Here is a 22,264-nt window from a genome sequence, read left to right as displayed (position 1 = left end):
GCCTGCTCACGCTCCCGTGGCGACGAGGAGGACGGTCACCGTCAGGACGACGGCACCGGCGAGCAGCGCGCTCACATAGGTCTGCACATTGCCGGTCTGCGCGCGCCGCACCGCGGCCCCGAGCAGCCGGGGCAGGGCGGCCGCGCCGCGTACGTAGGTGTCCACGACCGCGCTGTCGAGGAACCGCACGAGGCTCGCTCCGGCCTGTACCGGGCGGACGAACAGCGCCGAGTAGACGGCGTCCAGGTGGAAGCCGACGGCCGCGTGCCGGTAGAGCGGGCCGAGCAGCAGCCGCCCGGGGTCGGGCGCGTGGGCGAGCTCACCGTAGGCCGGCCCGTGATCGCCGAGGGCGTGGGCCTCGACCAGGCTCGCGTCGCCCTCCGGGTGGGCGGCGGCCTCGCCCTGGAGGCTCTCCCACTCGAAGGAGGGCGTGGGCGCCGCCGGGACGCGGGCGGCGAGCGCGCGGGTGCGCTGCCAGGTGCCGTAGGTGAGGAGCCCGCCGACCAGCGCGAGACCGGTGCCGAGGACGGAGGTGAGGAGCGTCGGGGTCAGGTCGCGGCCGTCGAACCAGGCGGGCAGCGAGCGGTAGGCGAGACCGCCGAAGGCCAGGGACGGCACGGCCAGGACCCACAGCACGACGGTCATCGTGAGCGGCTGGCGGCCGTGGTCGGGGGCTTCGGCGCCCTTGCCGCGGAAGGCCAGCAGCCACAGGCGCGTGGCGTAGGCGGCGGTGAGCAGAGCCGTGAGCAGACCGGCGACGAGGACGATCCAGCCCGCCGAGCCGGGGGCTTGGTCGGTGTGGCCGGTGGCCACGTGCTCGGCGGCGCCCAGGACGGACTCCTTGGAGAAGAATCCGCTGAAGGGAGGGACTGCGGCGAGCGCGAGAAGCGCCACGGTCATCGTCCAGTAGGCGTCCGGGACACGGTCGCGCAGATGGCTCATGCGGGACATGGAGGCGAGGGAGTTGGTGCCGGCGGCGTGGATGATCACGCCGGCCGCGAGGAACAGCAGCGCCTTGAAGGCGCCGTGCGACAGGAGGTGGAAGACGGCGGCACCGCGGTCGCCGACGGCCAGGGCACCGGTCATGTAGCCGAGCTGGCCGATCGTCGAGTAGGCGAGGACGCGCTTGATGTCGTCCTGGGCGAGAGCGGCGAGGCCGGAGCCGGTCATCGTGACGGCGGCCATGACGGCGAGGACCACCATCGCGGCCTGGGACGCCTCGAACACCGGGAGGAGACGGGCGACGAAGTAGACACCGGCGGCGACCATCGTCGCGGCGTGGATCAGCGCCGAGACGGGCGTCGGGCCCGCCATCGCGTCGGGGAGCCAGGTGTGCAGCGGGAACTGGGCCGACTTGCCGGCCACCCCCGCGAGCAGCAGCAGGGCGATCAGGGTCGGGTGGTCGATGCCACCGCTCGCCGCGACGCCCAGGACGCGGGTGATCTGGAACGAGCCGGCGTCCGTGCCCAGGGCGAACAGGCCGATGAGGAACGGCACGTCACCGAGCTTGGTGACCAGGAAGGCCTTCAGGGAGGCGGCGCGGGCCTCGGGGGTCTCCCAGTAGTGGCCGACCAGGAAGTAGGAGCAGATGCCCATGACTTCCCAGCCGACCAGCAGCACGATCAGGTCGCCGGAGTAGACGACCACGAGCATCGCGGAGGTGAACAGGGAGACGAGGGCCGCGTACGAGGGGTAGCGCGGGTCGTCGCGCAGGTAACCCGTCGAGTAGATCTGCACGCAGGTCGCGACGAAGGCGACCAGGACGGCGACGAGCGCGGCGAAGCCGTCGATGTCCAGGGACAGCTCGATCGGCACCGAACCGGTCGGGGTCAGCTCGGTGTGGGCCACGATGGGCTGGCCGCCGCCCTGGCGTACGGCGACCAGCGCGGCCAGCACGAGCGCGGCCAGGGCCGGCAGTACGGCGAGCGGGCGGACGAAACCGGGGGCGGTGCGGCCCAGCAGCAGGCCGGCCGCGGCGCCCAGGAACGGCAGGAGGGGGACGAGGACGGCGAGGGTGGTCGTGGTCACGCGGTGGCCTCAGCCTTCTCGGCCGCGGGGGTGTCGGTGCCGGGGCCGTCGGTGTCGTCGCCGTGGCCCTCGGCGGTGTCGCGGAGCTTGTCGATGTCGGAGGTGCCGCGGTTGCGGTACACGGCAAGCACGATCGCCAGGCCGATGCCGATCTCGGCTGCGGCGATGGCGATGGTGAACAGGGTCAGCGCCTGACCGGAGTGCAGGGTCTCCTCGGCGGCCCGGCTGAGCCAGACGTCGAAGGCGACCAGGTTGAGGTTGACGGCGTTGAGCATCAGCTCGACCGACATCAGGACCAGGATCGCGTTGCGGCGGGCGAGGACGCCGTACAGGCCGGTGCAGAAGAGGAGGGCGGACAGGACGGCGGGGTAGACGAGGTGCATCAGCGGGCGCCTTCCTTCTCGCCGGGGACGGTCACGGGGGTGGCCGGGGTGCCGGAGGCCGTGTCCGGTGCGCCGGAGGCCTTGTCCGCCGTGCCGGAGGCCGCGTCCGCCGTCGCCTTGCGGGACAGGACGATCGCGCCGACCAGGGCCGCGAGGAGGAGGACGGAGAGGGCCTCGAAGGGCAGGACCCAGTTCTGGAAGAGGCTCTCGCCGGTGACCCGGGTGGTGCCGGCGGCCGGGCCGGTCAGGTCGATCCAGGTCGTGCGGAACGCGTCGACGACCACCCACACCAGGGCGCCGGCGGCGGCCACCGCGACGGCGAGGGCGATCCAGCGGTTGCCGGAGTCGGCATCCGGGGAGCGGCCGATGGGGGCCTTGGTGAGCATCAGACCGAACAGGAGGAGGACGACGACGGAGCCGACGTAGATGAGGACCTGCACCCAGGCGATGAACTCGGCGGTGAGCAGGAGGTACTCGACGGCGAGGCCGCCGAGCGTGACCACCAGCCACAGGGCGGCGTGCACCAGTTGCCGGGTGGTGACGGTGACGAGGGCCGCGCCGAAGGTGACCAGGCCGACGAGCAGGAAGGCGATCTCGACACCGGTCGGGGACAGGAAGCCGTGCTGGGCTGCGGCGAGGCTCACGACTCCCCCTCCTGCGGCTCGGCCTGCGCGGCGGCGAGCTTCTCGGCGGTCTTGCGGGCGGCGGCGATCTCCTTCGGCTCCTCCGCGCCTGCGTCCAGGGCGGGCGGGGCCGGGACGGTCCACATCCACTCGCGGAGCTTGTCGCGCTCGTGGGTGAGTTCGCGGATGTCGGTCTCGGCGTACTCGAACTCCGGGGACCAGAACAGCGCGTCGAAGGGACAGACCTCGATGCAGATGCCGCAGTACATGCACAGGGAGAAGTCGATGGCGAACCGGTCGAGGACGTTGCGGCTGCGCTCGCGGCCACCGGGGGCGGCCGGCGGGACCGTCTCCTTGTGGGAGTCGATGTAGATGCACCAGTCCGGGCACTCACGGGCGCACAGCATGCAGACCGTGCAGTTCTCCTCGAACAGGCCGATCACGCCGCGGGTGCGGGGCGGCAGCTCGGGCAGGGCGTCCGGGTACTGCTCGGTGACCGACTTCCTCGTCATCGTGCGGAGGGTGACGGCCAGGCCCTTGGCGAGGCCGGAGCCAGGGATCGACAGGCGGGGCCGCCCGGAGGGCGTCGTTGCGGGGCGGTGGTCGGGCGACGGGCGGGACATTACGAGATCACCACCTTGACGATGCCGGTGAGGGCGATCTGGGCGAGGGAGAGGGGGACGAGGAGGGTCCAGGAGAGCTTCTGGAGCTGGTCCTCGCGCAGGCGGGGGTAGGTGACGCGGAGCCAGATGACGACGAAGGCGAGGATCGCGGTCTTCAACAGGGTCCACAGCCAGCCCAGGCCGTCGGCGCCCCAGGGGCCGTGCCAGCCGCCCAGGAAGAGGACGGTGGTCAGACCGCACAGGACGATGATTCCGGCGTACTCGGCGAGCAGGAACAGCGCGAAGCGCAGGCCGGTGTACTCGGTGTACGCGCCGAAGATGATCTCCGAGTCGGCGACGGGCATGTCGAAGGGCGGGCGCTGCAGTTCGGCGAGGCCGGCCACGAAGAACACCACGGCGCCCACGATCTGCCAGGGCAGCCACCACCAGTGGAAGGCGTGCAGGATGCCCGGCAGGGAGACGGTGCCGGCCGCCATGGCCACGGAGGCCGCGGCGAGCAGCATCGGGAGTTCGTAGGCGAGCAGCTGGGCGGCCGTGCGCAGGCCGCCGAGCAGGGAGAACTTGTTCGCGCTGGCCCAGCCGGCCATGAGCGAGCCGAGGACACCCACGCCCATCACCGCGAGCACGAAGAAGACGCCCGCGTCCAGGACCTGGCCGACCGCTCCCTCGCTCGGCCCGATCGGGATGACGAGCAGCACGAGCAGGTACGGCAGCAGGGCCACGGCGGGGGCCAGCTGGAAGACGCGGCGGTCGGCGCCCGCCGGGACCACGTCCTCCTTCTGCGCGAACTTCACGCCGTCGGCGATGAGCTGGGCCCAGCCGTGGAAGCCGCCCGCGTACATCGGGCCGAGGCGGCCCTGCATGTGGGCCATCACCTTGTGCTCGGTCTGACCGACGATGAGGGGGAAGGTCAGGAAGACGACGAACACGGCCACGAGTCGCAGGCCGACGTCCAGCGCGTCGTTCACTGCGGGCCTCCTGTGGGGTCGTCGGGGCTGTCGGGGCTGTCGGGGCTGTCGGGGCTGTCAGGGCTGTCAGGACTGTCGGAGGTGCTCTGGTCCTCGGGCGCCTTGGGGGCTTCGGGGGCCTGGGGTGCTTCAGGTGCCTCGGGTGCTTCGGCTTGCGGCTCGGGCGCCCGGTTTTCCTCCGGTGCCTGCTCGCGCTCCGCCGCCTGCTGCGGCTGCGGGGCCTGCTCCGGCTGCGGGGCCTGCTCCGGCTGCGGGGTCTGCTGCGGCTCCGACACCTGCTCTCGCTCCGGTGCCTGCTCCGGCTTCTGTTGCTCCTCGAACGCCGGGCGCGCGTGGTGCCAGGGGGCGTCCGAGCTGCGCGGGGCGCGCTGGGAGGCCGAGCCTTCCGAGGCGCTGCGCGCGCGGCGCGGACCTGCGGGTGCCTCCGCCGCGCCCCCGGCAGCCGCCTGGCTCACCGAGCCCTCGCTCGCACTCCTCGTCCGACGCGGCCGCGCGGCAGCACCGCCGGTCCCGGCCGCTCCAGCCGCCCCGGTCGCTCCAGCCGCTCCAGCCGCTCCAGCCGCTCCAGCCGCTCCAGCCGCTCCAGCCGCTCCAGCCGCTCCAGCCGCAGTCTCCTCGGCCTGGCCGGCCGCCTGGCTGGCCGAGCCCTCCGCCGCAGTACGCGTCCGCCGTACCGGACGCTCGCCGGCCGCGGCGCGCTCCCCGGCGGCACGCGCCGGCCGCTCCCCCGCCGCGCGGGCCGGACGGGCCGGACGGGCCGGGGCAGGGGGCAGCTGGCCCTTCAGCGGGCCCCATTCGTTCGGGTCCGGGACGCCCGGCGGCAGCATCTGGCGGCGCTTGGGGCCGCCGTGCTCGGACTCGCCCGGCTCCTTGGCGCCGGGCCAGGCCTTGGCCACGCGGGCGGCGAGGACGAAGTCCTTGCGCAGGGGGTGGCCTTCGAAGTTCTCCGGGAGGAGGAGGTGCTCCAGGCCCGGGTGGTCCTCGAAGTCGACCCCGAACATCTCGTGGGTCTCGCGCTCGTGCCAGGCCGCGCCCGCATAGACACCGACGGCGGAAGGCAGCTTCGGCGCCTCGTGCGGGACCGTCGTCCGCAGGAGCAGCCGGCGGACCGGCGCGAGGGCGACGACGTGGGCGCAGACACGGAAGCCCGTGCCCGGTTCGTCGACGGCGCTCAGCCAGTCGAAGTAGGTGCAGGACAGGGTCGTACGGGCCGTCTCCAGGGCGGTGAGCCAGGAGGACGGCGGGACGTCCACCGTCAGGACCTCGTACGACTCCTCGGCCGTGGCCTGCGGACCGAAGAGTTCCTCGGCGGGGGCGGGCAGCCAGCCGGCCGTGCTCATCGCGCGTCCTCCTCGGGCGAGGCCGAGGCCGAAGCCGAGGCGGGCGCCGGAGGCTTCACCAGGCCGCTCTGCAGAGCGGCGACGGACGGCCGGTGGGAGGCGTACCGCTCCTCCAGCGACTCGCGGGCGATCTTCTCCTGGAGCTTGAGGATGCCCTGGAGCAGCGCCTCGGGCCGCGGCGGGCAGCCGGGGACGTACACGTCCACCGGGATGATCTGGTCGACGCCCTTGGTGACGGAGTAGGAGTCCCAGTACGGGCCGCCGCAGTTGGAGCAGGCGCCGAAGGAGATGACGTACTTGGGTTCCGGCATCTGCTCGTACAGGCGCTTCACGGCCGGGGCCATCTTGTCCGTGACCGTGCCGGAGACGACCATCAGGTCGGCCTGGCGGGGGCCCGGCGCGAAGGGGATGACGCCGAGACGGATGAAGTCGTGGCGGGCCATCGACGCGGCGATGAACTCGATCGCACAGCAGGCGAGGCCGAAGTTGAACACCCACAGCGAGTAGCGGCGGCCCCAGTTCAGGACCACCTTCATGGGCTCGGGCGCCAGCCGGGCGAGCGCGCCCAGCCGCTTCGGCTCGGGAAGCAGGAGAGGCTCCGCACCGGACGGGTTCACGTCACCGGACGGGTTCACGCCCATGTCAGGACCCCCTTCTTGTAGGCGTACAGCAGGCCCACGGCGAGGAAGCCGAGGAAGATGAACATCTCCACCAGGGTCGTCGCGCCGTAGCCGGGGGCGGCGAAGACCGTCGCCCAGGGGAACAGGAAGATCGAGTCGACCGCGAAGATCACGTAGAGGAAGGCGTAGACGTAGTAGCGGACCTGGGTGTGGGCCCAGCCCTCGCCGACGGGGTCGACGCCGCACTCGTAGGTCAGGAGTTTCTCGGGAGTGGGCACGACCGGGCGCAGCAGCCGGCCGGCGCCGAACGCGACCGCGACGAAGAGCACGCCGATGAGGGCGAGCAGTCCCACGACCGAGTAGGACCGGAAGTAGCCGGCCGCGACGTCCGCCGCGGCGATCGTCGAGTGCCCCAACGTCTCCCGCACCGTCCGCCCTCGCTCCCTGACCTCGTGACTTGGTGAACCCTGTGATGCAACGTGATTCGAGGATCTGTACGCACCGGAGTCTAGGCCCTGATAAAGACGCGGTAAGCAGCCCGTCACACCGTGAGATGTGGGGACCGTGCGGAGGGTGGGGTTTTCCCCCGGGAACAGGGGCGGTGGACCGCATGGCGCAAGGGGTGCCGGGCACGGCAGGCTGGCCGGTATGACCGCTCCCGCCTCCGCCGCCGACCGGACCGACGGCTCCGACCGTCTGCCTCCGGCCCGGTTCGCCCTCGACGCTTGCACCTGGAAGGAGATCGCGCATCTCCTGCTGAACCTGCCGGTGGCGCTGCTCGGCTTCACCTACGTGTTCACCGTGGTGTTCGTCAGCGGAGTCCTCACCCTCACGGTGATCGGGCTCCCGCTGCTGGCCGTCTGCCTGCTGGGCGCCCGGCAACTGGGCAAGCTGGAGCGGATCCGGTCCCGGGCGCTGCTCGGGGTGCGGGTCGAGGAACCGACGCCGCTGCCGATCGCCAGGGGCGGGGGGCCGATGCAGCGGCTGTGGCTGGCGCTGAAGGACCCGGTGGGCTGGCGGACGCTGCTGTACGACCTGATCCGGCTGCCCTGGGGGATCCTCACCTTCGCCCTCGTGCTCACCTCGCTGTTCGTGCTGTGGCCGGTGCTGCCGTTCATCACGCGAGGACTTTCCAACGTGGACCGGGCGATGGTGCGCGGGCTGCTGTCGCCCTCCGACGAGCTGGAACGCCGCATCGCCGAGCTGGAGTCGGACCGCGGGGTCGTGGTCGACACGGCGGCCGCCGATCTGCGCCGCATCGAGCGGGACCTGCACGACGGGGCGCAGGCCCGGCTGGTGAACCTGGCCATGGGCCTCGGCCTGGCCAAGGAGAAGCTGCTGGAGGGCCAGGCCGACGAGTACGTCGCCGCGATGGTGGCGGAGGCGCACGGCGAGGTGAAGCTCGCGCTGCAGGAGCTGCGGGATCTCGCCCGGGGCATCCATCCGGCCGTGCTGACCGACCGGGGCCTGGACGCGGCCCTCTCCTCGGTCGCCTCCCGCTGCACGGTCCCGGTGAAGGTGACGGCGGACCTGCCGGCCCGGCCGGCCCCCGCCATCGAGGGCATCGCCTACTTCACCGTCTCCGAACTGCTGCAGAACATCAGCAAGCACAGCCAGGCGCGCTCCGCCTCGGTGGAGGTGTGGCGCTCGGACGACCGGCTGCTCATCCAGGTCCGGGACGACGGCCGCGGCGGCGCCGGCCTGGAGGGCGGCAGCGGGATGCGGGGGCTGGCGGAGCGGCTGGGCGCGGTGGACGGCCTGTTCGTGGTCGACTCGCCGGTCGGCGGCCCGACGGTCGTCACGGCGGAGCTGCCCTGGCGGGACCGCAAGGAGTAGCCGCACCCCCGGCGCACCCCGCACGCCCTCGGAGGGTGGGGAAAACCCCCGGCCCAAGAGGCCGACGGCCTCCATGGCCCGGGAAGGCGCCGCGCACCAGGCTGGGAGACACGGCAGCACGCCGCCAGGACGAGGAGAACGGGACGACACCCATGGCCACGGAGTACGGACAGGAGTACGGGCAGGGACACGGGCACCCGGCCGGATCCGGCTTCCCCGCCCCCGACGGGGAGCGGCGCCACCTGCTGCCCGCCGCGCTGCGGGCGCCGTTCGAGGCGCGCAGCTGGCGCGAGTTCGGCTACGTGCTGCTGAGCCTGCCGATCGCGATCGTGCTGTTCAGCTGGACGGTCACCATGGTGGCGCTCGGCGCGGGCCTGCTGGTGACCTTCCTCGGGATCCCCGTGCTGGCGGCAGCACTCGCGAGCTGCCGCGGCTTCGGCGCGCTGGAGCGCACGCGCGCGCGTGCGCTGCTGCGCCTGGAGGTGGCCGACCCGGAGCCGCTGCGGGCACGCCGGCCGGGCGCGTTCGCGTGGATGGGTGCGGTGCTGAAGAGCGGCACGTCGTGGCGGCATCTGTTGTACGCGCTGCTGCAGTTCCCCTGGTCGCTGTTTTCGTTCGTCGTGGCGGTGAACTTCTGGGCGTACGGCTGGGCGCTGCTGACGTACCCGCTGTGGTTCTGGGTGTTCCCGATGTACGGCGGCCAGGGCGGCCTGCAGCTGTACGGCGACGCGCAGCACAGCGTCTATCTGGACAACCCCTTCGAGATCACCGTGACCGCGCTGGTCGGCCTGCTGTTCACCCTGGCCACGCCCTGGATCGTGCGGGGCCTGACCACGGTGGACGGGCTGCTGGTGCGCGGGCTGCTCGGGCCGTCGCGGCTGTCGGCGCGGGTCGTGGAGCTGGAGTCGGACCGCGGGGTCGTGGTGGACACCGCGGCCGCCGATCTGCGCCGCATCGAGCGGGACCTGCACGACGGGGCGCAGGCCCGGCTGGTGAACCTGGCCATGGGCCTCGGCCTGGCCAAGGAGAAGCTGCGGGAGGACCCGCAGGCGGCGGCCCGGATGGTGGCGGAGGCCCACGGCGAGGTGAAGACTGCCCTGCAGGAGCTGCGCGACCTCGCGCGGGGCATCCATCCGGCCGTGCTGACCGACCGGGGCCTGGACGCGGCCCTCTCCTCGGTCGCCTCCCGCTGCACAGTCCCGGTGCGGGTGGAGGTCGACCTGCCGGCCCGGCCGGCCCCCGCCATCGAGGGCATCGCCTACTTCACCGTCTCCGAACTGCTGCAGAACATCAGCAAGCACAGCCAGGCGCGCTCCGCCTCGGTCGACGTTTGGCACGCGGAGGACCGGCTGATGCTCCAGGTCATGGACGACGGGGTGGGCGGCGCGGACGCGACCCGCGGCTCGGGCCTGGCGGGCCTGGCCGGCCGCCTGGACGCGGTGGACGGAGTCCTGGTGGTGGACTCACCGGCCGGCGGCCCCACCCGGGTGATCGCCGAGCTGCCCTGGCGGGCCTGAAAGGCGCACATCGACCGCGGTACGGCCTCCTGCGACACCCCCTGTGATTCCCCGGCTCCTGGGCACGACGGCCCGAATGCTGGAATGCTGGACCTTCGTACAGGACACCGTCGGAAGGTCGGGCTGTGGGGGGCCGGGAGATCGTGGAGGACAGGGTGCGGGTCGTCATCGCCGAGGACTCGGTGCTGCTCAGGGAGGGCCTGACCCGGTTGCTGACCGACCGCGGGCACGATGTCGTGGCGGGCGTCGGGGACGCGGAGGCGTTGGTCAAGACCATCGCCGACCTGGACGCGCAGGGCACGCTGCCCGATGTGGTGGTGGCGGACGTACGGATGCCGCCGACGCACACCGACGAGGGCGTGCGGGCGGCCGTACGGCTGCGCAAGGCGCACCCGGGGCTCGGGGTGCTGGTGCTGTCGCAGTACGTGGAGGAGCGCTACGCCACCGAACTGCTGGCCGGTTCCAGCCGGGGCGTGGGCTATCTGCTCAAGGACCGGGTCGCCGAGGTGCGGGAGTTCGTGGACGCCGTGGTGCGGGTGGCCGAGGGCGGTACGGCGCTGGACCCGGAGGTGGTCGCGCAGCTGCTCGGGCGCAGCCGCAAGCAGGACGTGCTGGCGGGGCTCACCCCGCGTGAGCGCGAGGTGCTGGGGCTGATGGCGGAGGGCCGGACGAACTCGGCGATCGCCCGGCAGCTGGTGGTCAGCGACGGGGCCGTGGAGAAGCACGTCAGCAACATCTTCCTGAAGCTCGGGCTCTCCCAGAGTGATGGCGATCACCGGCGTGTTCTGGCCGTTCTCACCTACCTGAACTCGTAACGGGCTGACACTGTGTCAGCAGCGTGTCAGTCCGTCCGGCTTCTGTGGAGACCGGACGTCCGGGTGGGAGGCCGCAGGAGACAACCGGGAAACACGCGGGAAGCGTCTTGATCGATGCTCCAGCGATGCGGGAAATCATGAGAAGTCAGCGCGACCAGCCGTCTCGAAAAGCCACCCGTCCGCGGATGGCCACGGGAAGGCGACCCTAACCGACGTAGGGTTGATACCGGGATGGTCCCTGGGACGACCATCCCCGGACAGCCGCCTCGAAGGAGGTCCAGTTCAGTGACCAGCCAGGTCAGCAGCCCAGCGGAGCAGGCCGACGGAACCGTCGTGGGAGAGCAGCGCAAACCGGGCGGAGCCAAGGACGTGCGGCGCCTGGATCGGGTGATCATCCGGTTCGCGGGGGACTCGGGTGACGGCATGCAGCTCACCGGTGACCGGTTCACCTCGGAGACCGCGTCCTTCGGTAACGACCTCTCCACCCTGCCGAACTTCCCCGCCGAGATCCGCGCCCCCGCCGGCACCCTGCCCGGCGTCTCCTCGTTCCAGCTCCACTTCGCCGACCACGACATCCTCACTCCGGGTGACGCGCCGAACGTGCTGGTCGCGATGAACCCGGCCGCGCTGAAGGCCAACATCGGCGACCTGCCGCGCGGCGCCGAGATCATCGTCAACACGGACGAGTTCACCAAGCGTGCCCTGCAGAAGGTCGGCTACACCGCCTCCCCGCTGGAGGACGGCTCGCTGGACGGCTACAGCCTGCACCCCGTGCCGCTGACCACCCTCACCGTCGAGGCGCTGAAGGAGTTCGACCTCTCCCGCAAGGAGGCCGAACGCAGCAAGAACATGTTCGCCCTCGGCCTGCTGAGCTGGATGTACCACCGGCCCACCGAGGGCACCGAGAAGTTCCTGCGGACCAAGTTCGCCAAGAAGCCCGACATCGCGGCCGCCAACATCGCCGCGTTCCGGGCGGGCGTGAACTTCGGCGAGACGACCGAGGACTTCGCGGTCTCCTACGAGGTCGCCCCGGCCACCGAGGCCTTCCCGGTCGGCACCTACCGCAACATCTCCGGCAACCTGGCCCTGGCCTACGGCCTGATCACGGCGTCGCAGCAGGCTGATCTGCCGCTGTTCCTGGGCTCGTACCCGATCACACCGGCGTCGGACATCCTGCACGAGCTGAGCCGGCACAAGAACTTCGGCGTGCGGACCTTCCAGGCGGAGGACGAGATCGCCGGCATCGGCGCGTCGCTGGGGGCGGCCTTCGGCGGCTCGCTCGCGGTGACGACGACGAGCGGTCCCGGTGTGTCGCTCAAGAGCGAGACGATCGGCCTTGCGGTCTCCCTGGAGCTGCCGCTGCTGATCGTGGACATCCAGCGCGGCGGCCCCTCGACCGGTCTGCCGACCAAGACCGAGCAGGCGGACCTGCTGCAGGCGATGTTCGGCCGCAACGGCGAGGCCCCCGTCCCGGTCGTCGCCCCGAAGACCCCGGGCGACTGCTTCGACGCGGCCCTGGAGGCCGCCCGGATCGCGCTGACCTACCGCACCCCGGTGTTCCTGCTCTCCGACGGCTATCTGGCCAACGGCTCCGAGCCGTGGCGGATCCCGGACCTGGACGAGCTGCCGGACCTGCGGGTGCAGTTCGCGTCCGGCCCGAACCACACGCTGGAGGACGGCACCGAGGTCTTCTGGCCGTACAAGCGCGACCCGCAGTCCCTGGCCCGCCCGTGGGCGATCCCGGGCACACCGGGCCTGGAGCACCGCATCGGCGGCATCGAGAAGCAGGACGGCACGGGCAACATCTCCTACGACCCGGCCAACCACGAATTCATGGTCCGCACCCGCCAGGCCAAGATCGACGGCATCGACGTGCCGGACATCGAGGTCGACGACCCGCACGGGGCGAAGACGCTGGTCCTGGGCTGGGGCTCGACGTACGGGCCGATCACGGCCGCGGTACGGCGGCTGCGCAAGGCCGGCGAGTCGATCGCACAGGCCCATCTGCGCCATCTCAACCCGTTCCCGCGCAATCTCGGAGCGGTGGTCACCTCGTACGACAAGGTGGTGATCCCCGAGATGAACCTCGGGCAGCTCGCCACCTTGATCCGGGCGAAGTACCTGGTCGACGCACACTCGCACAACCAGGTCAACGGCATGCCGTTCAAGGCGGAACAGCTCGCCGCCGCGCTGAAGGAGGCCATCGATGACTGACGCCACCCACTCGCTGCTGCAGCTGGTCCCCAAGGCCGAGGCCAAGCAGTCCATGAAGGACTTCAAGTCCGACCAGGAGGTGCGATGGTGCCCGGGCTGCGGTGACTACGCGATCCTGGCCGCCGTCCAGGGGTTCATGCCGGAGCTGGGCCTGGCGAAGGAGAACATCGTCTTCGTCTCGGGCATCGGCTGCTCGTCCCGTTTCCCGTACTACATGAACACCTACGGGATGCACTCCATCCACGGCCGCGCCCCGGCCATCGCGACGGGCCTGGCGTCCTCCCGCCGGGACCTGAGCGTGTGGGTGGTCACCGGTGACGGCGACGCCCTGTCCATCGGCGGCAACCATCTGATCCACGCCCTGCGCCGCAACGTCAATCTCAAGATCCTGCTGTTCAACAACCGTATCTACGGCCTGACCAAGGGCCAGTACAGCCCGACCTCCGAGGTCGGCAAGATCACCAAGTCGACCCCGATGGGCTCGCTGGACGCGCCGTTCAACCCGGTGTCGCTGGCGATCGGCGCGGAGGCGTCCTTCGTCGCGCGCACGATCGACTCCGACCGCAAGCACCTGACCGAGGTGCTGCGCGCGGCCGCCGACCACCCGGGCACGGCCCTGATCGAGATCTACCAGAACTGCAACATCTTCAACGACGGTGCCTTCGACGCCCTCAAGGACAAGCAGCAGGCGGACGAGGCGCTGATCCGCCTGGAGCACGGGCAGCCGATCCGGTTCGGCACCGACGGCACGCGTGGTGTCGTACGGGACCGGCAGACCGGCGACCTGAGGGTGGTGACGGTGACTCCGGAGAACGAGGCGGACATCCTGGTGCACGACGCGAAGTCCGCGTCCCCCACCACCGCCTTCGCCCTCTCCCGGCTGGCCGACCCCGACACGCTGCACCACACGCCGATCGGTGTGTTCCGCTCCGTCGAGCGGCCGGTGTACGACGTCCAGATGTCCGAGCAGCTGGACACGGCCATCGAGCAGCACGGGAAGGGCGACCTGGCCGCGCTGCTGGCCGGCGGGGACACCTGGACGGTCGTCGGCTGATCTCGCCGCTCTGTGATCACGAGGCCCGGGAGCGGAGTTCCCGGGCCTCGTCGTACGTCCGGCGGGCCTTCTCCACCTCGCCCATGCGGTCGTGCGTCCACTGCGCCAGGGACCGCACCTGCTCCGCCGCCTCCCGGCCGAGGCCGGTGAGCGAGTAGTCGACGCGGGGCGGGATGACCGGCTTGGCGTCCCGGTGGACCAGGCCGTCGCGCTCCAGGGTCTGCAGGGTCTGGGTGAGCATCTTCTCGCTGATGCGGCCCACCTGGTCGATCGCCCGCCGCAGCTCGCTGAACCGCCGCGAGCCCTCCATCAGCTCGATCAGGACGAGCACGCCCCAGCGGCTGGTGACGTGCTCCAGGACGAGCCGGTAGGGGCACATGGCCTCGGCCTCGGCTCCGGTGCGCGCACGCGTGTTACTTACTGCCATGCCAGTACCTTACTTCAAAGTTGGTACTTTCGCTTGGTTAGTGCACCTCCTAGGGTGAGTGCCATAGCCACCCCACAAGGAGTTTGTGAACCATGAGCATCGTCGTCACCGGAGCCACCGGACACCTCGGCCGTCACGTCGTGGAGCAGCTGCTGGAGAAGGTTCCGGCGGAGCAGATCACCGCCGTCGTCCGCGACAGGGCGAAGGCCGCCGACTTCGCGGCCCGCGGGGTGAAGCTCGCGGTCGCCGACTACAACGCGCCCGAGACCTTCGACAGCCTGTTCGCGGCCGGTGACAAGGTCCTGCTGATCTCCGGCAACGAGTTCGACAAGGGCCGGGTCCGGCAGCACCAGGTCGTCATCGACGCCGCCAAGGCGGCCGGCGTGGCGCTGCTCGCGTACACCAGCGCCCCGGGCAGCCTCAAGGCCGCGCTCGCCGACGACCACCGGGCCACCGAGGAGGCCCTGCTCGCCTCCGGCCTGCCCTACAGCCTGCTGCGCAACGGCTGGTACCACGAGAACTACACCGAGAACCTGGCACCGGTGCTGGAGCACGACGCGGTCGTCTCGGCGGCCGGCGAGGGCCGGGTCTCCTCGGCCTCCCGCGCCGACTACGCGGCCGCCGCGGTCGCCGTACTGACCGGCGAGGGCCACGAGAACACGACGTACGAGCTGGGCGGCGACGTGGCGTGGAGCTTCGCCGAGTACGCGGCCGAGCTGAGCCGGCAGACCGGCAAGGAGATCGCCTACAACGCCGTCACCGGTGAGGTCCTGAAGGGCATCCTGGCGGGCGCCGGGGTGCCCGCGCCGTTCGTCGGGATCCTCGTCGGCGTCGACGCGTCCATCGAGAAGGGCGAACTCGTCGTCTCCACCGGCGATCTGTCCCGCCTGGCCGGCCGCCCGAGCACCCCGCTCGCCGAGGCGGTCGCCGCCGCACTCAAGGGCTGACGGCTCAGGAGCCCGACCCGCACCCGCGCCTGTCATGACCGTATGCCGATACGGGCATGACAGACGGGGGTGCTCGGCGCTACCTTCGTTCTCGCGTGCGTGAGTGAGGCGAGAAGGAGGGGCCCGTGGCCGGGACGTCCAAGGGAGAACACCGGGCAGGCCTGCTGAACGGCTTCGCCGCGTACGGCATGTGGGGGCTGGTCCCCCTGTTCTGGCCGCTGATGAAGCCCGCCGGAGCCCTGGAGATCCTGGCTCACCGGATGGTGTGGTCCCTCGTCTTCGTCGCCGTCGCCCTGCTCGTCGTACGGCGCTGGGCCTGGGCCGGGGAACTGCTGCGGCAGCCGCGCCGTCTCGGCCTCATCGCGCTCGCCGCTGCCGTCATCACCGTGAACTGGGGCGTCTACATCTGGGCCGTGAACGCCGGCCATGTGGTCGAGACATCCCTCGGGTACTTCATCAACCCGCTGGTGACCATAGCGATGGGCGTGCTGATCCTGAAGGAGCGGCTGCGGCCCGTGCAGTGGGCCGCGGTCGGGGTCGGCGTCGCCGCCGTGGTCGTCCTGACGGTCGGCTATGGCCGTCCGCCGTGGATCTCCCTCTGTCTCGCCTTCTCGTTCGCCACCTACGGACTGGTGAAGAAGAAGGTCGCCCTCGGCGGCATCGAGTCGCTGGCCGCCGAGACCGCGATCCAGTTCCTGCCCGCGCTCGCCTTTCTGCTCTGGCTGACCGCGCACGGCCGGTCCACCTTCGCGAGCGAGGGAGCGGGGCACACGGCCCTGCTCGCCTCGACCGGCATCGTCACCGCGCTGCCGCTGGTCTGCTTCGGCGCGGCGGCGATCCGCGTGCCCCTGTCCACGCTGGGGCTGCTGCAGTACCTGGCCCCCGTCTTCCAGTTCCTGCTCGGCGTCCTCTACTTCCACGAGGAGATGCCGGTTGCGCGCTGGGCCGGCTTCGCGCTGGTCTGGCTGGCGCTGATCCTGCTCACCACGGACGCGCTGCGTGCCGCGAGGAGGCCGCGGGCGATGGTCGTGCCGCCTCGCGCCGAGAAGCCCAGCTCCGCCGCGGTGGACGCCTGACGCAGGGGCCGGCTGTCAGTGGCGGGCGCTATAAGTGGTGCCCATGTCGACGCAGACGCCCGCACCACTGCACTGGAAGCTCGTCATCGACGCGGCCGACCCGCACGCACAGGCCGACTTCTGGGCCGCCGCGCTGCACTACACGGCCGAGGACAACAGCGCGCTCGTCGAACGGCTGTTGTCGCTCGGCGCGCTGCCCGAGGAGGCCACCGTCGAGTACCACGGCCGCGCCGCCTTCCGTGACCTGATCGCGGTACGACACCCCGACGACCCCTACGACCCGGACTCCGGCACCGGGCTGGGGCGGCGGCTGCTGTTCCAGCGCGTCCCGGAGGCGAAGACCGGCAAGAACCGGCTCCACCTCGACCTGCACCCCGGCACCGAGCGGCGCGCGGACGAGGTGGCGCGACTGACGGCCCTCGGCGCACAGGTCCTTCGCGAGGTACAGGAGCCCGCCGGCGCGTGGACGGTGATGGCGGACCCGGAGGGCAACGAGTTCTGCATGCAGTAGCCCGGGGGCGTGCGAGCAGGGGGCGCGCCGGCCGGTTACGCCTGCGCCTGCGCCGCCTTGGCCGCGCGGTCGGTCAGGCGGACCATGCGGGCGCGGGCCGACTCCAGGGGCTGCGGGTCCTCGGCCGCGGGGCCCGGCTCCGCCGTGAGGTCCGTCCACAGGTCGATCAGGTCGCGGCCCATGCGCAGGCCCTCCTCCGGGTCCCGCACGGCCCGCCAGGCGGTGGCCGCGCTCCGCACGTTGCCGTAGGCGCCCTCGGCGTCCGCGGCCTGCCGGCGCATCCGGGCGAGGTGCAGGGAGAGGTCGAAGGAGCGGACCGGGTCGCCCGCCAGATAGGCGATGTAGGCGGTCAGTTCGCGCAGGTGCAGCACCTCGGGGTGGCGGGGGCCCAGCACCCCGGAGGCCTCGACGACCGTGCGGTCGGCGAGTTCCGCCGCGACCTCGATACGGCCGCTCCGGACAGCCTCGTTGATCCGCGCCATCGGTTCGGTCAGCAACTCGGCTCCCTCCGCGGTCTCGGTCACGGGCTCGTCCCCGAGCACCTCCTCGGCCACGGCGTCGAAGCCGCGGGCGGGGGTTGGGGTCGGGGACGCGACCGGGGCGGGCTCGGGGTCGAGCAGCGGGACGGCGGCAGGAGTGAGCGCGGTCACGGGGGCGGGCTTCAGGGCGGGGGCGGACACGAGGTCGGACTTCGGAGCGGGCGCGGACACGAGGTCGGACTTCGGAGCGGAGGCGCTCTCGGGTACGGCGACGGAGGCGGGGGGTGTGTCCACGGTGTCCGGTACGACGGCCCGGACGGGGAGCTCATCCACGGCGTCCGGTACGGCGACGCGGGCCGAGGGCGCGTCCATGACCGGCGGCGGGCCGAACTGTCCGGTGGGCGCCTGGACCGCACCCGACGCGGCCCGGGAGACCGGCTGCGCGGAAACCGGCTGCGGGCCCCGCGGAGCGACCCGGACCGGGTCTCCCGCCACCCTGCTGGAGCCGTCCGCCGAGACCTCGAGGGGGACCACGCAGCCGGCGCGGTCGTCGTGGATCATCGCTCGTATGGGGGTGCCCAGGCTGATGGCCAGGCGCTGGAGGTGGTTCAGCACCGCGTGCTGGATCTCCTCGCCCGGTGCCGCGGCGACCGGCGCCCCGCCCACCGAGGCACTGCCCGCGCCGGACACCCGGACCTGCACCACCGCAGGGTGTGCCACGGGCTGCTGCACCCGCTTCTTCTCGAAGCTGAGTCGAGACATCGGTTCCCTCACTCCCCCGGCGTCGCACCCCGGTCGTACGCGTCCTACCAACCAGTCTGTCGGCTCAGCTCGGTTCCCGCGTCACCGCGACGTCACAGCCTCGCACCAGCCGCAGCCCTGACGCCCCTTGAAGCCGACTGCTTGCGCATGCATATAATGCAGGCGCTGGTATTCGCGGATTGACATCTCGCTTTGGGGGACCCATGAGCCGCCGCTTCCTGTTCGTCCTGGGCAGTGCCCGCCTCGACGGCAACACCGAACTGCTGGCCCGCGAGGCCGCCGCGCAGCTGCCCGGAGACGTCGAGCAGCGGTGGATCCGCCTGGCCGAGCACCCGCTGCCCGACTTCGTGGACGTGCGGCACGACAGCGACCACGTACGACCGCCCGCGGACACCGAGACCGGCCTGCTGCTGGACGCCACGCTCGCGGCCACGGACATCGTGATCGCCTCGCCGCTGTACTGGTACTCGGTCTCCGGTCTCACCAAGCGGTACCTGGACTACTGGTCGGGCTGGCTGCGCACCCCGGGCATCGACTTCAGGGCGGCCATGGCCGGGCGCACGCTGTGGGGTGTCGCGGCGCTCGCCGACCTGGAGCCGTCGGTCGCCGAACCCCTCGTCGGCACCCTCAACAACTCGGCCGCGTATCTGAAGATGCACTTCGGCGGGGTGCTGCTCGGCAACGGCAGCGCGCCCGGGGACGTACGGAAGGACACCGACGCGCTGACGCGCGCCAAGACGTTCTTCGCGCAGGAGGCGCCCCTCGCCCGCTTCCCGCACCAGGACGCCTGAGCCGTCCCGCGCGGCTCACTGCGCCTACGTGTTGATGTCCTTCGTCGTGAACCGTGCCCAGGCCGCCGAGCCGAACACGGCCGCGTACAGCGCCTGGAGGCCGAGGTTCCTGACCAGGTCGTCCCAGTAGACGGGGTCGCGCATCAGGTCGGCGAAGGACAGCCAGTAGTGGGAGAAGAAGTACGGCTGCAGCGCGTGCAGCTGAGGTATCTGATCGAGGATCTGGACCGTGATGAGCAGGCCCACGGTGGTCGCCATCGCCGCGATGCCACTGCTGGTCAGCGTCGACACGAACAGGCCGAGGGCTGCGACGCCGACCAGCGAGGCGGCCACGACCAGGGCTATCAGCAGCGCCCGGCCGAGGCCCTCGGCGAAGCCGATCCGGGTGCCGGAGATGGTGGTGAGGTCACCGAGCGGGAACAGCAGCGCGCCGACGATCAGTGCGGAGACGGCCACGACCAGGGTGGCCAGCACACAGAAGGCCATGACCGTCGTGTACTTGGTGAGCAGCAGTCGGGTGCGGCCGGCCGGGGCGACCAGCAGATAGCGCAGGGTGCCGCCGCCCGCCTCGCCGGCTATCGCGTCGCCCGCGATCACGCCGACCGCCATCGGCAGGAAGAACGGCAGGGTCGCGGCCAGTGCCGTGAACACCAGGAACAGGCCGTTGTTGGTGATCTGCGCGATGAACGCCGGCCCGTTGCCGCCGCCCGGGCCCGCCGTCGAGCCGCCTCGCGTCTCGATCCGCACCGCGATCCCGACCAGCACCGGCACCGCCGCCAGCACCCCGAGCAGCGCGAGAGTGCGCCAGCGGCGGACGGTGGTGACCAGCTCGCTGCGCAGCAGCCCGAAGGTCCACAGGGGGTTCGGGCGGCCGGGGCCGGCCGCGGCGGCCGGTGCCTGGAGTGCCTCGGCCTCAGCCCGCGACATCGAATCCCTCTCCCGTCAGTGCCACGAACGCGTCCTCCAAGGAGGCCCGTTCGAGTGTGAAGCCCCGGACCCGGACGCCCGCCGTGACCAGTGCGGCGTTGACCTCGGCGAGGTCCCGCTCGGGCGGCTCGCCGGTCACCCGGTCGCCGTCCACGGTGACGTCCCCGACGCCCTGCTCCTTCAGCAGCCGGGCCGCCTCGCCGGCGTCCGGTGTGGTCACCACCAGCCGGCCGCGCGCCCCGGCCGCCAGGTCGGCCACCGCGCCCTGCGTGATCAGGCGCCCCTGTGCCATCACCGCCGCGTGCGTGCACACCTGCTCGATCTCGTCGAGGAGGTGGGAGGAGAGGAAGACGGTCGTGCCGTCGGACGCCAACTCCCGGATCAGGGCGCGGATTTCCCGCATGCCCTGCGGGTCGAGGCCGTTGGTGGGCTCGTCCAGGACGAGCAGCTTGCGCGGCTGGAGCAGGGCCGCGGCCAGGCCCAGGCGCTGCTTCATGCCGAGCGAGTACGCCCTGGCCTTCTTGCCCGCGGCGGCCGTGAGGCCCACCCGGTCCAGGGCGCCCGCGACACGGGTCCGCCGGGTGCGCGGGTCGGCGGTGGGGTCGGCGGCGTCGTAGCGCAGCAGGTTGTCCCGGCCGGAGAGGAAGCCGTACAGGGCGGGGCCCTCGATCAGCGCGCCGACCTGCGGGAGGACGGCTCGGCCGGCGCGGGGCATGGGGCGGCCCAGGACGCGGGCCGTGCCCGAGGTCGGCTCGATCAGGCCCATCAGCATGCGGATGGTGGTGGTCTTGCCCGAGCCGTTGGGGCCGAGGAAGCCGAAGACGCTGCCCGCCGGGACGGTCAGGTCGAGACCGTCGACGGCGAGCTGTCCGCCGCGGTAGCGCTTGGTGAGGCCGCGCGTCGCGATGACGTGCGCCGGCGCGTCCCCCGAGTCCTGCTCCGTGGCGGACGGTTCGTCCATCGGCTCCCTCGATTCGTCGTGTCCCGTACCCCGGAAGGGTTACTTCCCTTCGTTGGCCGCCTTGACCAGCGTGTCCTTGGTGACCGCTCCGGCGTACACCTTGCCGTCGTCGGTGATCAGGGCGTTGACCAGGCGGGTGGAGAAGACCGTGCCCTTGCCGAACTTCCCGGAGACATGGTCGCCGAGCGAGCCGAGGAAGCCGCCGAAGGCGCCGCCCTCGGAGCCGGACGGCATGCCGCCCTTGGCGCCGGTGTCGAAGGTGGCGACGGACGTCCAGCCCTTGCCCAGCACGTTGGCCCCCTTCAGGCCCTGGGCGAAGTCCTCACCGGACTTCGGGGCGTGCTCGGGTGCCTTGGACTCCTTCTTCTCCTCGGTGACCTTCGCGCCCTTGGGCGGGGTGAAGTCGAAGGTGGAGGGGGCCGGCTTGGCGAAGGAGACCTGGGTGAAGCCCGCGTCGAGCACGGCGGCGCCGCCGCTCTTCGGGGTGAGCGTGAACTTGAGCGGCATACCCGTCTTCGCGTCCACGGCGATGCTGATCGCGCCGACCGTGGTGCCGGACTGCTTGGGCTTGATCACCAGCTTGTAGGCATCGCGTCCGGCGACCTGCGCGGTGCCGTCGACGGTCACGGACGTGGTGTCGTCGACCGACTTCAGGGCCTCGTCGGCGAAGTCCTTGGGCGTGGCCGGCGGCTCGGCCCGGTGCCCCTTGCCGGAGTCGGCGGCGGTGCCGTGGAAGACCTCGTTGCTCTTGCTGTCGTAGCCCCAGACGTCCTTGCCTTCGTGGATGAGGCTGTACTCGGCACCGCTCTCCAGCAGCGACAGCTTCTGCCGGTCCGGGCCGTCGGTCGCCACACGCAGGGTGTGCGTCCCGGAGACCAGCTCGGTGAGCTTGGACTTCGGGTCGGCGGAGGAGCCGTCGCCGCCCCGGGCCGCCCCGGACGCCAGGCTGCTCTCCAGGCCGCCGAGGTTCGGCAGGCCGAGGTCGGTGCTGACCTTCACCGTGCCGGACAGCTGCTGCACGTCCGACTTGGCGATCTTCTCGATGAGCTGCTGCGCGGTGATCTTCGGCAGATCGGGGGAACCGGAGTCGGCGAGAGCCGGGACCAGCCCGATCGTGGCCGCCGCCACCCCCACCACCGCGACCGGGACCACGTACCGGGCGGCTTTGCGGCGCCCGTTGGGCAGGTCCTCGCCCTGCCCGGCGCCCATTGCCTCGTCGGATTCGTACGGTGCCATCTGTGCCTTACCTCCGTCGTCGGCGGCGGCTGTCCCCACACTGGTCCACCTGAGCCGCCATTCTCACCCGAATCGGTGAGGAGTGGTGATTTCCGTGGTTTCCATCTGACCAAATCGGCCGTGAGG

General features: G+C 71.7%; 22 protein-coding genes. 9 read left to right on the top strand and 13 right to left on the bottom strand.

The features are described from left to right. Positions 1 to 6: 6 nt before the first annotated feature. The 8 genes from ACIF83_RS25950 to ACIF83_RS25915 form a co-directional block, all read right to left on the bottom strand. Entirely contained in the window at positions 7 to 2,028 is a 2,022-nt protein-coding gene (locus ACIF83_RS25950; protein ID WP_393467514.1) for an NADH-quinone oxidoreductase subunit L, read from the bottom strand. After that, positions 2,025 to 2,411, bottom strand: coding sequence for an NADH-quinone oxidoreductase subunit NuoK (gene nuoK, locus ACIF83_RS25945; protein ID WP_393467512.1), 387 nt, complete (start codon positions 2,409 to 2,411; stop codon positions 2,025 to 2,027). The genes ACIF83_RS25950 and nuoK overlap by 4 nt, the downstream gene beginning before the upstream one ends. Beyond that, the gene (locus ACIF83_RS25940) at positions 2,411 to 3,055 is read right to left on the bottom strand and encodes an NADH-quinone oxidoreductase subunit J (protein ID WP_393467510.1); all 645 of its coding nucleotides are present in this window, start codon (positions 3,053 to 3,055) and stop codon (positions 2,411 to 2,413) included. Before ACIF83_RS25940 ends, nuoK begins: the two co-directional genes overlap by 1 nt. Continuing rightward, the gene (locus ACIF83_RS25935; RefSeq protein WP_393469742.1) at positions 3,052 to 3,546 is read right to left on the bottom strand and encodes a 4Fe-4S binding protein; all 495 of its coding nucleotides are present in this window, start codon (positions 3,544 to 3,546) and stop codon (positions 3,052 to 3,054) included. Before ACIF83_RS25935 ends, ACIF83_RS25940 begins: the two co-directional genes overlap by 4 nt. A gap of 110 nt (positions 3,547 to 3,656) precedes the next feature. Beyond that, entirely contained in the window at positions 3,657 to 4,625 is a 969-nt protein-coding gene (locus ACIF83_RS25930; protein ID WP_398136935.1) for an NADH-quinone oxidoreductase subunit H, read from the bottom strand. Then, positions 4,622 to 5,965 (bottom strand): NADH-quinone oxidoreductase subunit C, encoded by a 1,344-nt coding sequence (locus ACIF83_RS25925; protein WP_399730394.1) that lies wholly within the window; start codon positions 5,963 to 5,965, stop codon positions 4,622 to 4,624. The genes ACIF83_RS25930 and ACIF83_RS25925 overlap by 4 nt, the downstream gene beginning before the upstream one ends. Beyond that, a complete protein-coding gene (locus ACIF83_RS25920; RefSeq protein ID WP_398136933.1) occupies positions 5,962 to 6,606 on the bottom strand; it encodes an NADH-quinone oxidoreductase subunit B in 645 nt (214 codons plus the stop codon). The genes ACIF83_RS25925 and ACIF83_RS25920 overlap by 4 nt, the downstream gene beginning before the upstream one ends. Next, complete coding sequence (locus tag ACIF83_RS25915) at positions 6,597 to 7,013, bottom strand: NADH-quinone oxidoreductase subunit A (RefSeq protein WP_393467498.1); 417 nt, start codon at positions 7,011 to 7,013, stop codon at positions 6,597 to 6,599. Before ACIF83_RS25915 ends, ACIF83_RS25920 begins: the two co-directional genes overlap by 10 nt. 220 nt (positions 7,014 to 7,233) lie before the next feature. Here ACIF83_RS25915 and ACIF83_RS25910 point away from each other — a divergent pair, with 220 nt between their 5' ends. From ACIF83_RS25910 to ACIF83_RS25890, 5 genes are all read left to right on the top strand, one after another. Then, complete coding sequence (locus ACIF83_RS25910) at positions 7,234 to 8,421, top strand: sensor histidine kinase (RefSeq protein WP_393467495.1); 1,188 nt, start codon at positions 7,234 to 7,236, stop codon at positions 8,419 to 8,421. A gap of 152 nt (positions 8,422 to 8,573) precedes the next feature. Beyond that, positions 8,574 to 9,938, top strand: coding sequence for a sensor histidine kinase (locus ACIF83_RS25905; RefSeq protein WP_399730389.1), 1,365 nt, complete (start codon positions 8,574 to 8,576; stop codon positions 9,936 to 9,938). Between the two features lie 155 nt (positions 9,939 to 10,093). Beyond that, the gene (locus ACIF83_RS25900; protein ID WP_393469739.1) at positions 10,094 to 10,753 is read left to right on the top strand and encodes a LuxR C-terminal-related transcriptional regulator; all 660 of its coding nucleotides are present in this window, start codon (positions 10,094 to 10,096) and stop codon (positions 10,751 to 10,753) included. A 285-nt stretch (positions 10,754 to 11,038) separates the two neighbouring features. Next, positions 11,039 to 12,967: a 2-oxoacid:acceptor oxidoreductase subunit alpha gene (locus tag ACIF83_RS25895; protein WP_398136931.1), complete on the top strand. Its 1,929-nt coding sequence runs from the start codon at positions 11,039 to 11,041 to the stop codon at positions 12,965 to 12,967. Continuing rightward, positions 12,960 to 14,021 carry a 2-oxoacid:ferredoxin oxidoreductase subunit beta gene (locus ACIF83_RS25890; protein WP_393467487.1) on the top strand — a complete coding sequence of 354 codons (1,062 nt, stop codon included), beginning with the start codon at positions 12,960 to 12,962 and terminating at the stop codon, positions 14,019 to 14,021. Before ACIF83_RS25895 ends, ACIF83_RS25890 begins: the two co-directional genes overlap by 8 nt. 16 nt (positions 14,022 to 14,037) lie before the next feature. Here the strand turns inward: ACIF83_RS25890 and ACIF83_RS25885 are convergent, their stop codons facing one another. Beyond that, on the bottom strand, positions 14,038 to 14,448 hold the full coding sequence (locus ACIF83_RS25885) for a winged helix-turn-helix transcriptional regulator (protein WP_393467486.1): 411 nt from the start codon (positions 14,446 to 14,448) through the stop codon (positions 14,038 to 14,040). 92 nt (positions 14,449 to 14,540) lie between these two features. Here ACIF83_RS25885 and ACIF83_RS25880 point away from each other — a divergent pair, with 92 nt between their 5' ends. The 3 genes from ACIF83_RS25880 to ACIF83_RS25870 all read left to right on the top strand — a co-directional run bounded on the left by ACIF83_RS25880 (position 14,541) and on the right by ACIF83_RS25870 (position 16,982). Further along, positions 14,541 to 15,395, top strand: coding sequence for an SDR family oxidoreductase (locus tag ACIF83_RS25880; RefSeq protein WP_393467484.1), 855 nt, complete (start codon positions 14,541 to 14,543; stop codon positions 15,393 to 15,395). Positions 15,396 to 15,520: 125 nt separating this feature from the next. After that, complete coding sequence (gene rarD / locus ACIF83_RS25875) at positions 15,521 to 16,471, top strand: EamA family transporter RarD (protein ID WP_393467482.1); 951 nt, start codon at positions 15,521 to 15,523, stop codon at positions 16,469 to 16,471. 43 nt (positions 16,472 to 16,514) lie between these two features. Further along, positions 16,515 to 16,982 carry a VOC family protein gene (locus tag ACIF83_RS25870; protein WP_399730384.1) on the top strand — a complete coding sequence of 156 codons (468 nt, stop codon included), beginning with the start codon at positions 16,515 to 16,517 and terminating at the stop codon, positions 16,980 to 16,982. 35 nt (positions 16,983 to 17,017) lie between these two features. Here the strand turns inward: ACIF83_RS25870 and ACIF83_RS25865 are convergent, their stop codons facing one another. Next, positions 17,018 to 18,223: a hypothetical protein gene (locus ACIF83_RS25865; protein WP_399730381.1), complete on the bottom strand. Its 1,206-nt coding sequence runs from the start codon at positions 18,221 to 18,223 to the stop codon at positions 17,018 to 17,020. Between the two features lie 203 nt (positions 18,224 to 18,426). Here ACIF83_RS25865 and ACIF83_RS25860 point away from each other — a divergent pair, with 203 nt between their 5' ends. Beyond that, positions 18,427 to 19,014 carry a flavodoxin family protein gene (locus tag ACIF83_RS25860; protein ID WP_399730379.1) on the top strand — a complete coding sequence of 196 codons (588 nt, stop codon included), beginning with the start codon at positions 18,427 to 18,429 and terminating at the stop codon, positions 19,012 to 19,014. A 24-nt stretch (positions 19,015 to 19,038) separates the two neighbouring features. Here the strand turns inward: ACIF83_RS25860 and ACIF83_RS25855 are convergent, their stop codons facing one another. Genes ACIF83_RS25855 through ACIF83_RS25845 form a run of 3 tightly spaced genes read right to left on the bottom strand, consistent with a single transcriptional unit; the run spans position 19,039 to position 22,138 of the window. Continuing rightward, on the bottom strand, positions 19,039 to 19,941 hold the full coding sequence (locus ACIF83_RS25855) for an ABC transporter permease (RefSeq protein ID WP_399730376.1): 903 nt from the start codon (positions 19,939 to 19,941) through the stop codon (positions 19,039 to 19,041). Beyond that, entirely contained in the window at positions 19,928 to 20,902 is a 975-nt protein-coding gene (locus ACIF83_RS25850) for an ABC transporter ATP-binding protein (RefSeq protein ID WP_399730373.1), read from the bottom strand. Before ACIF83_RS25850 ends, ACIF83_RS25855 begins: the two co-directional genes overlap by 14 nt. A 39-nt stretch (positions 20,903 to 20,941) precedes the next feature. Continuing rightward, on the bottom strand, positions 20,942 to 22,138 hold the full coding sequence (locus tag ACIF83_RS25845; protein ID WP_399730370.1) for an outer membrane lipoprotein carrier protein LolA: 1,197 nt from the start codon (positions 22,136 to 22,138) through the stop codon (positions 20,942 to 20,944). Positions 22,139 to 22,264: the final 126 nt, after the last annotated feature.

The sequence above is a fragment of the Streptomyces sp. NPDC085866 genome (assembly GCF_044541035.1).
Lineage (GTDB): Bacteria > Actinomycetota > Actinomycetes > Streptomycetales > Streptomycetaceae > Streptomyces.
Note: the sequence above shows the minus strand (reverse complement) of the source record. Positions and strands in the feature narration are given on the sequence as shown.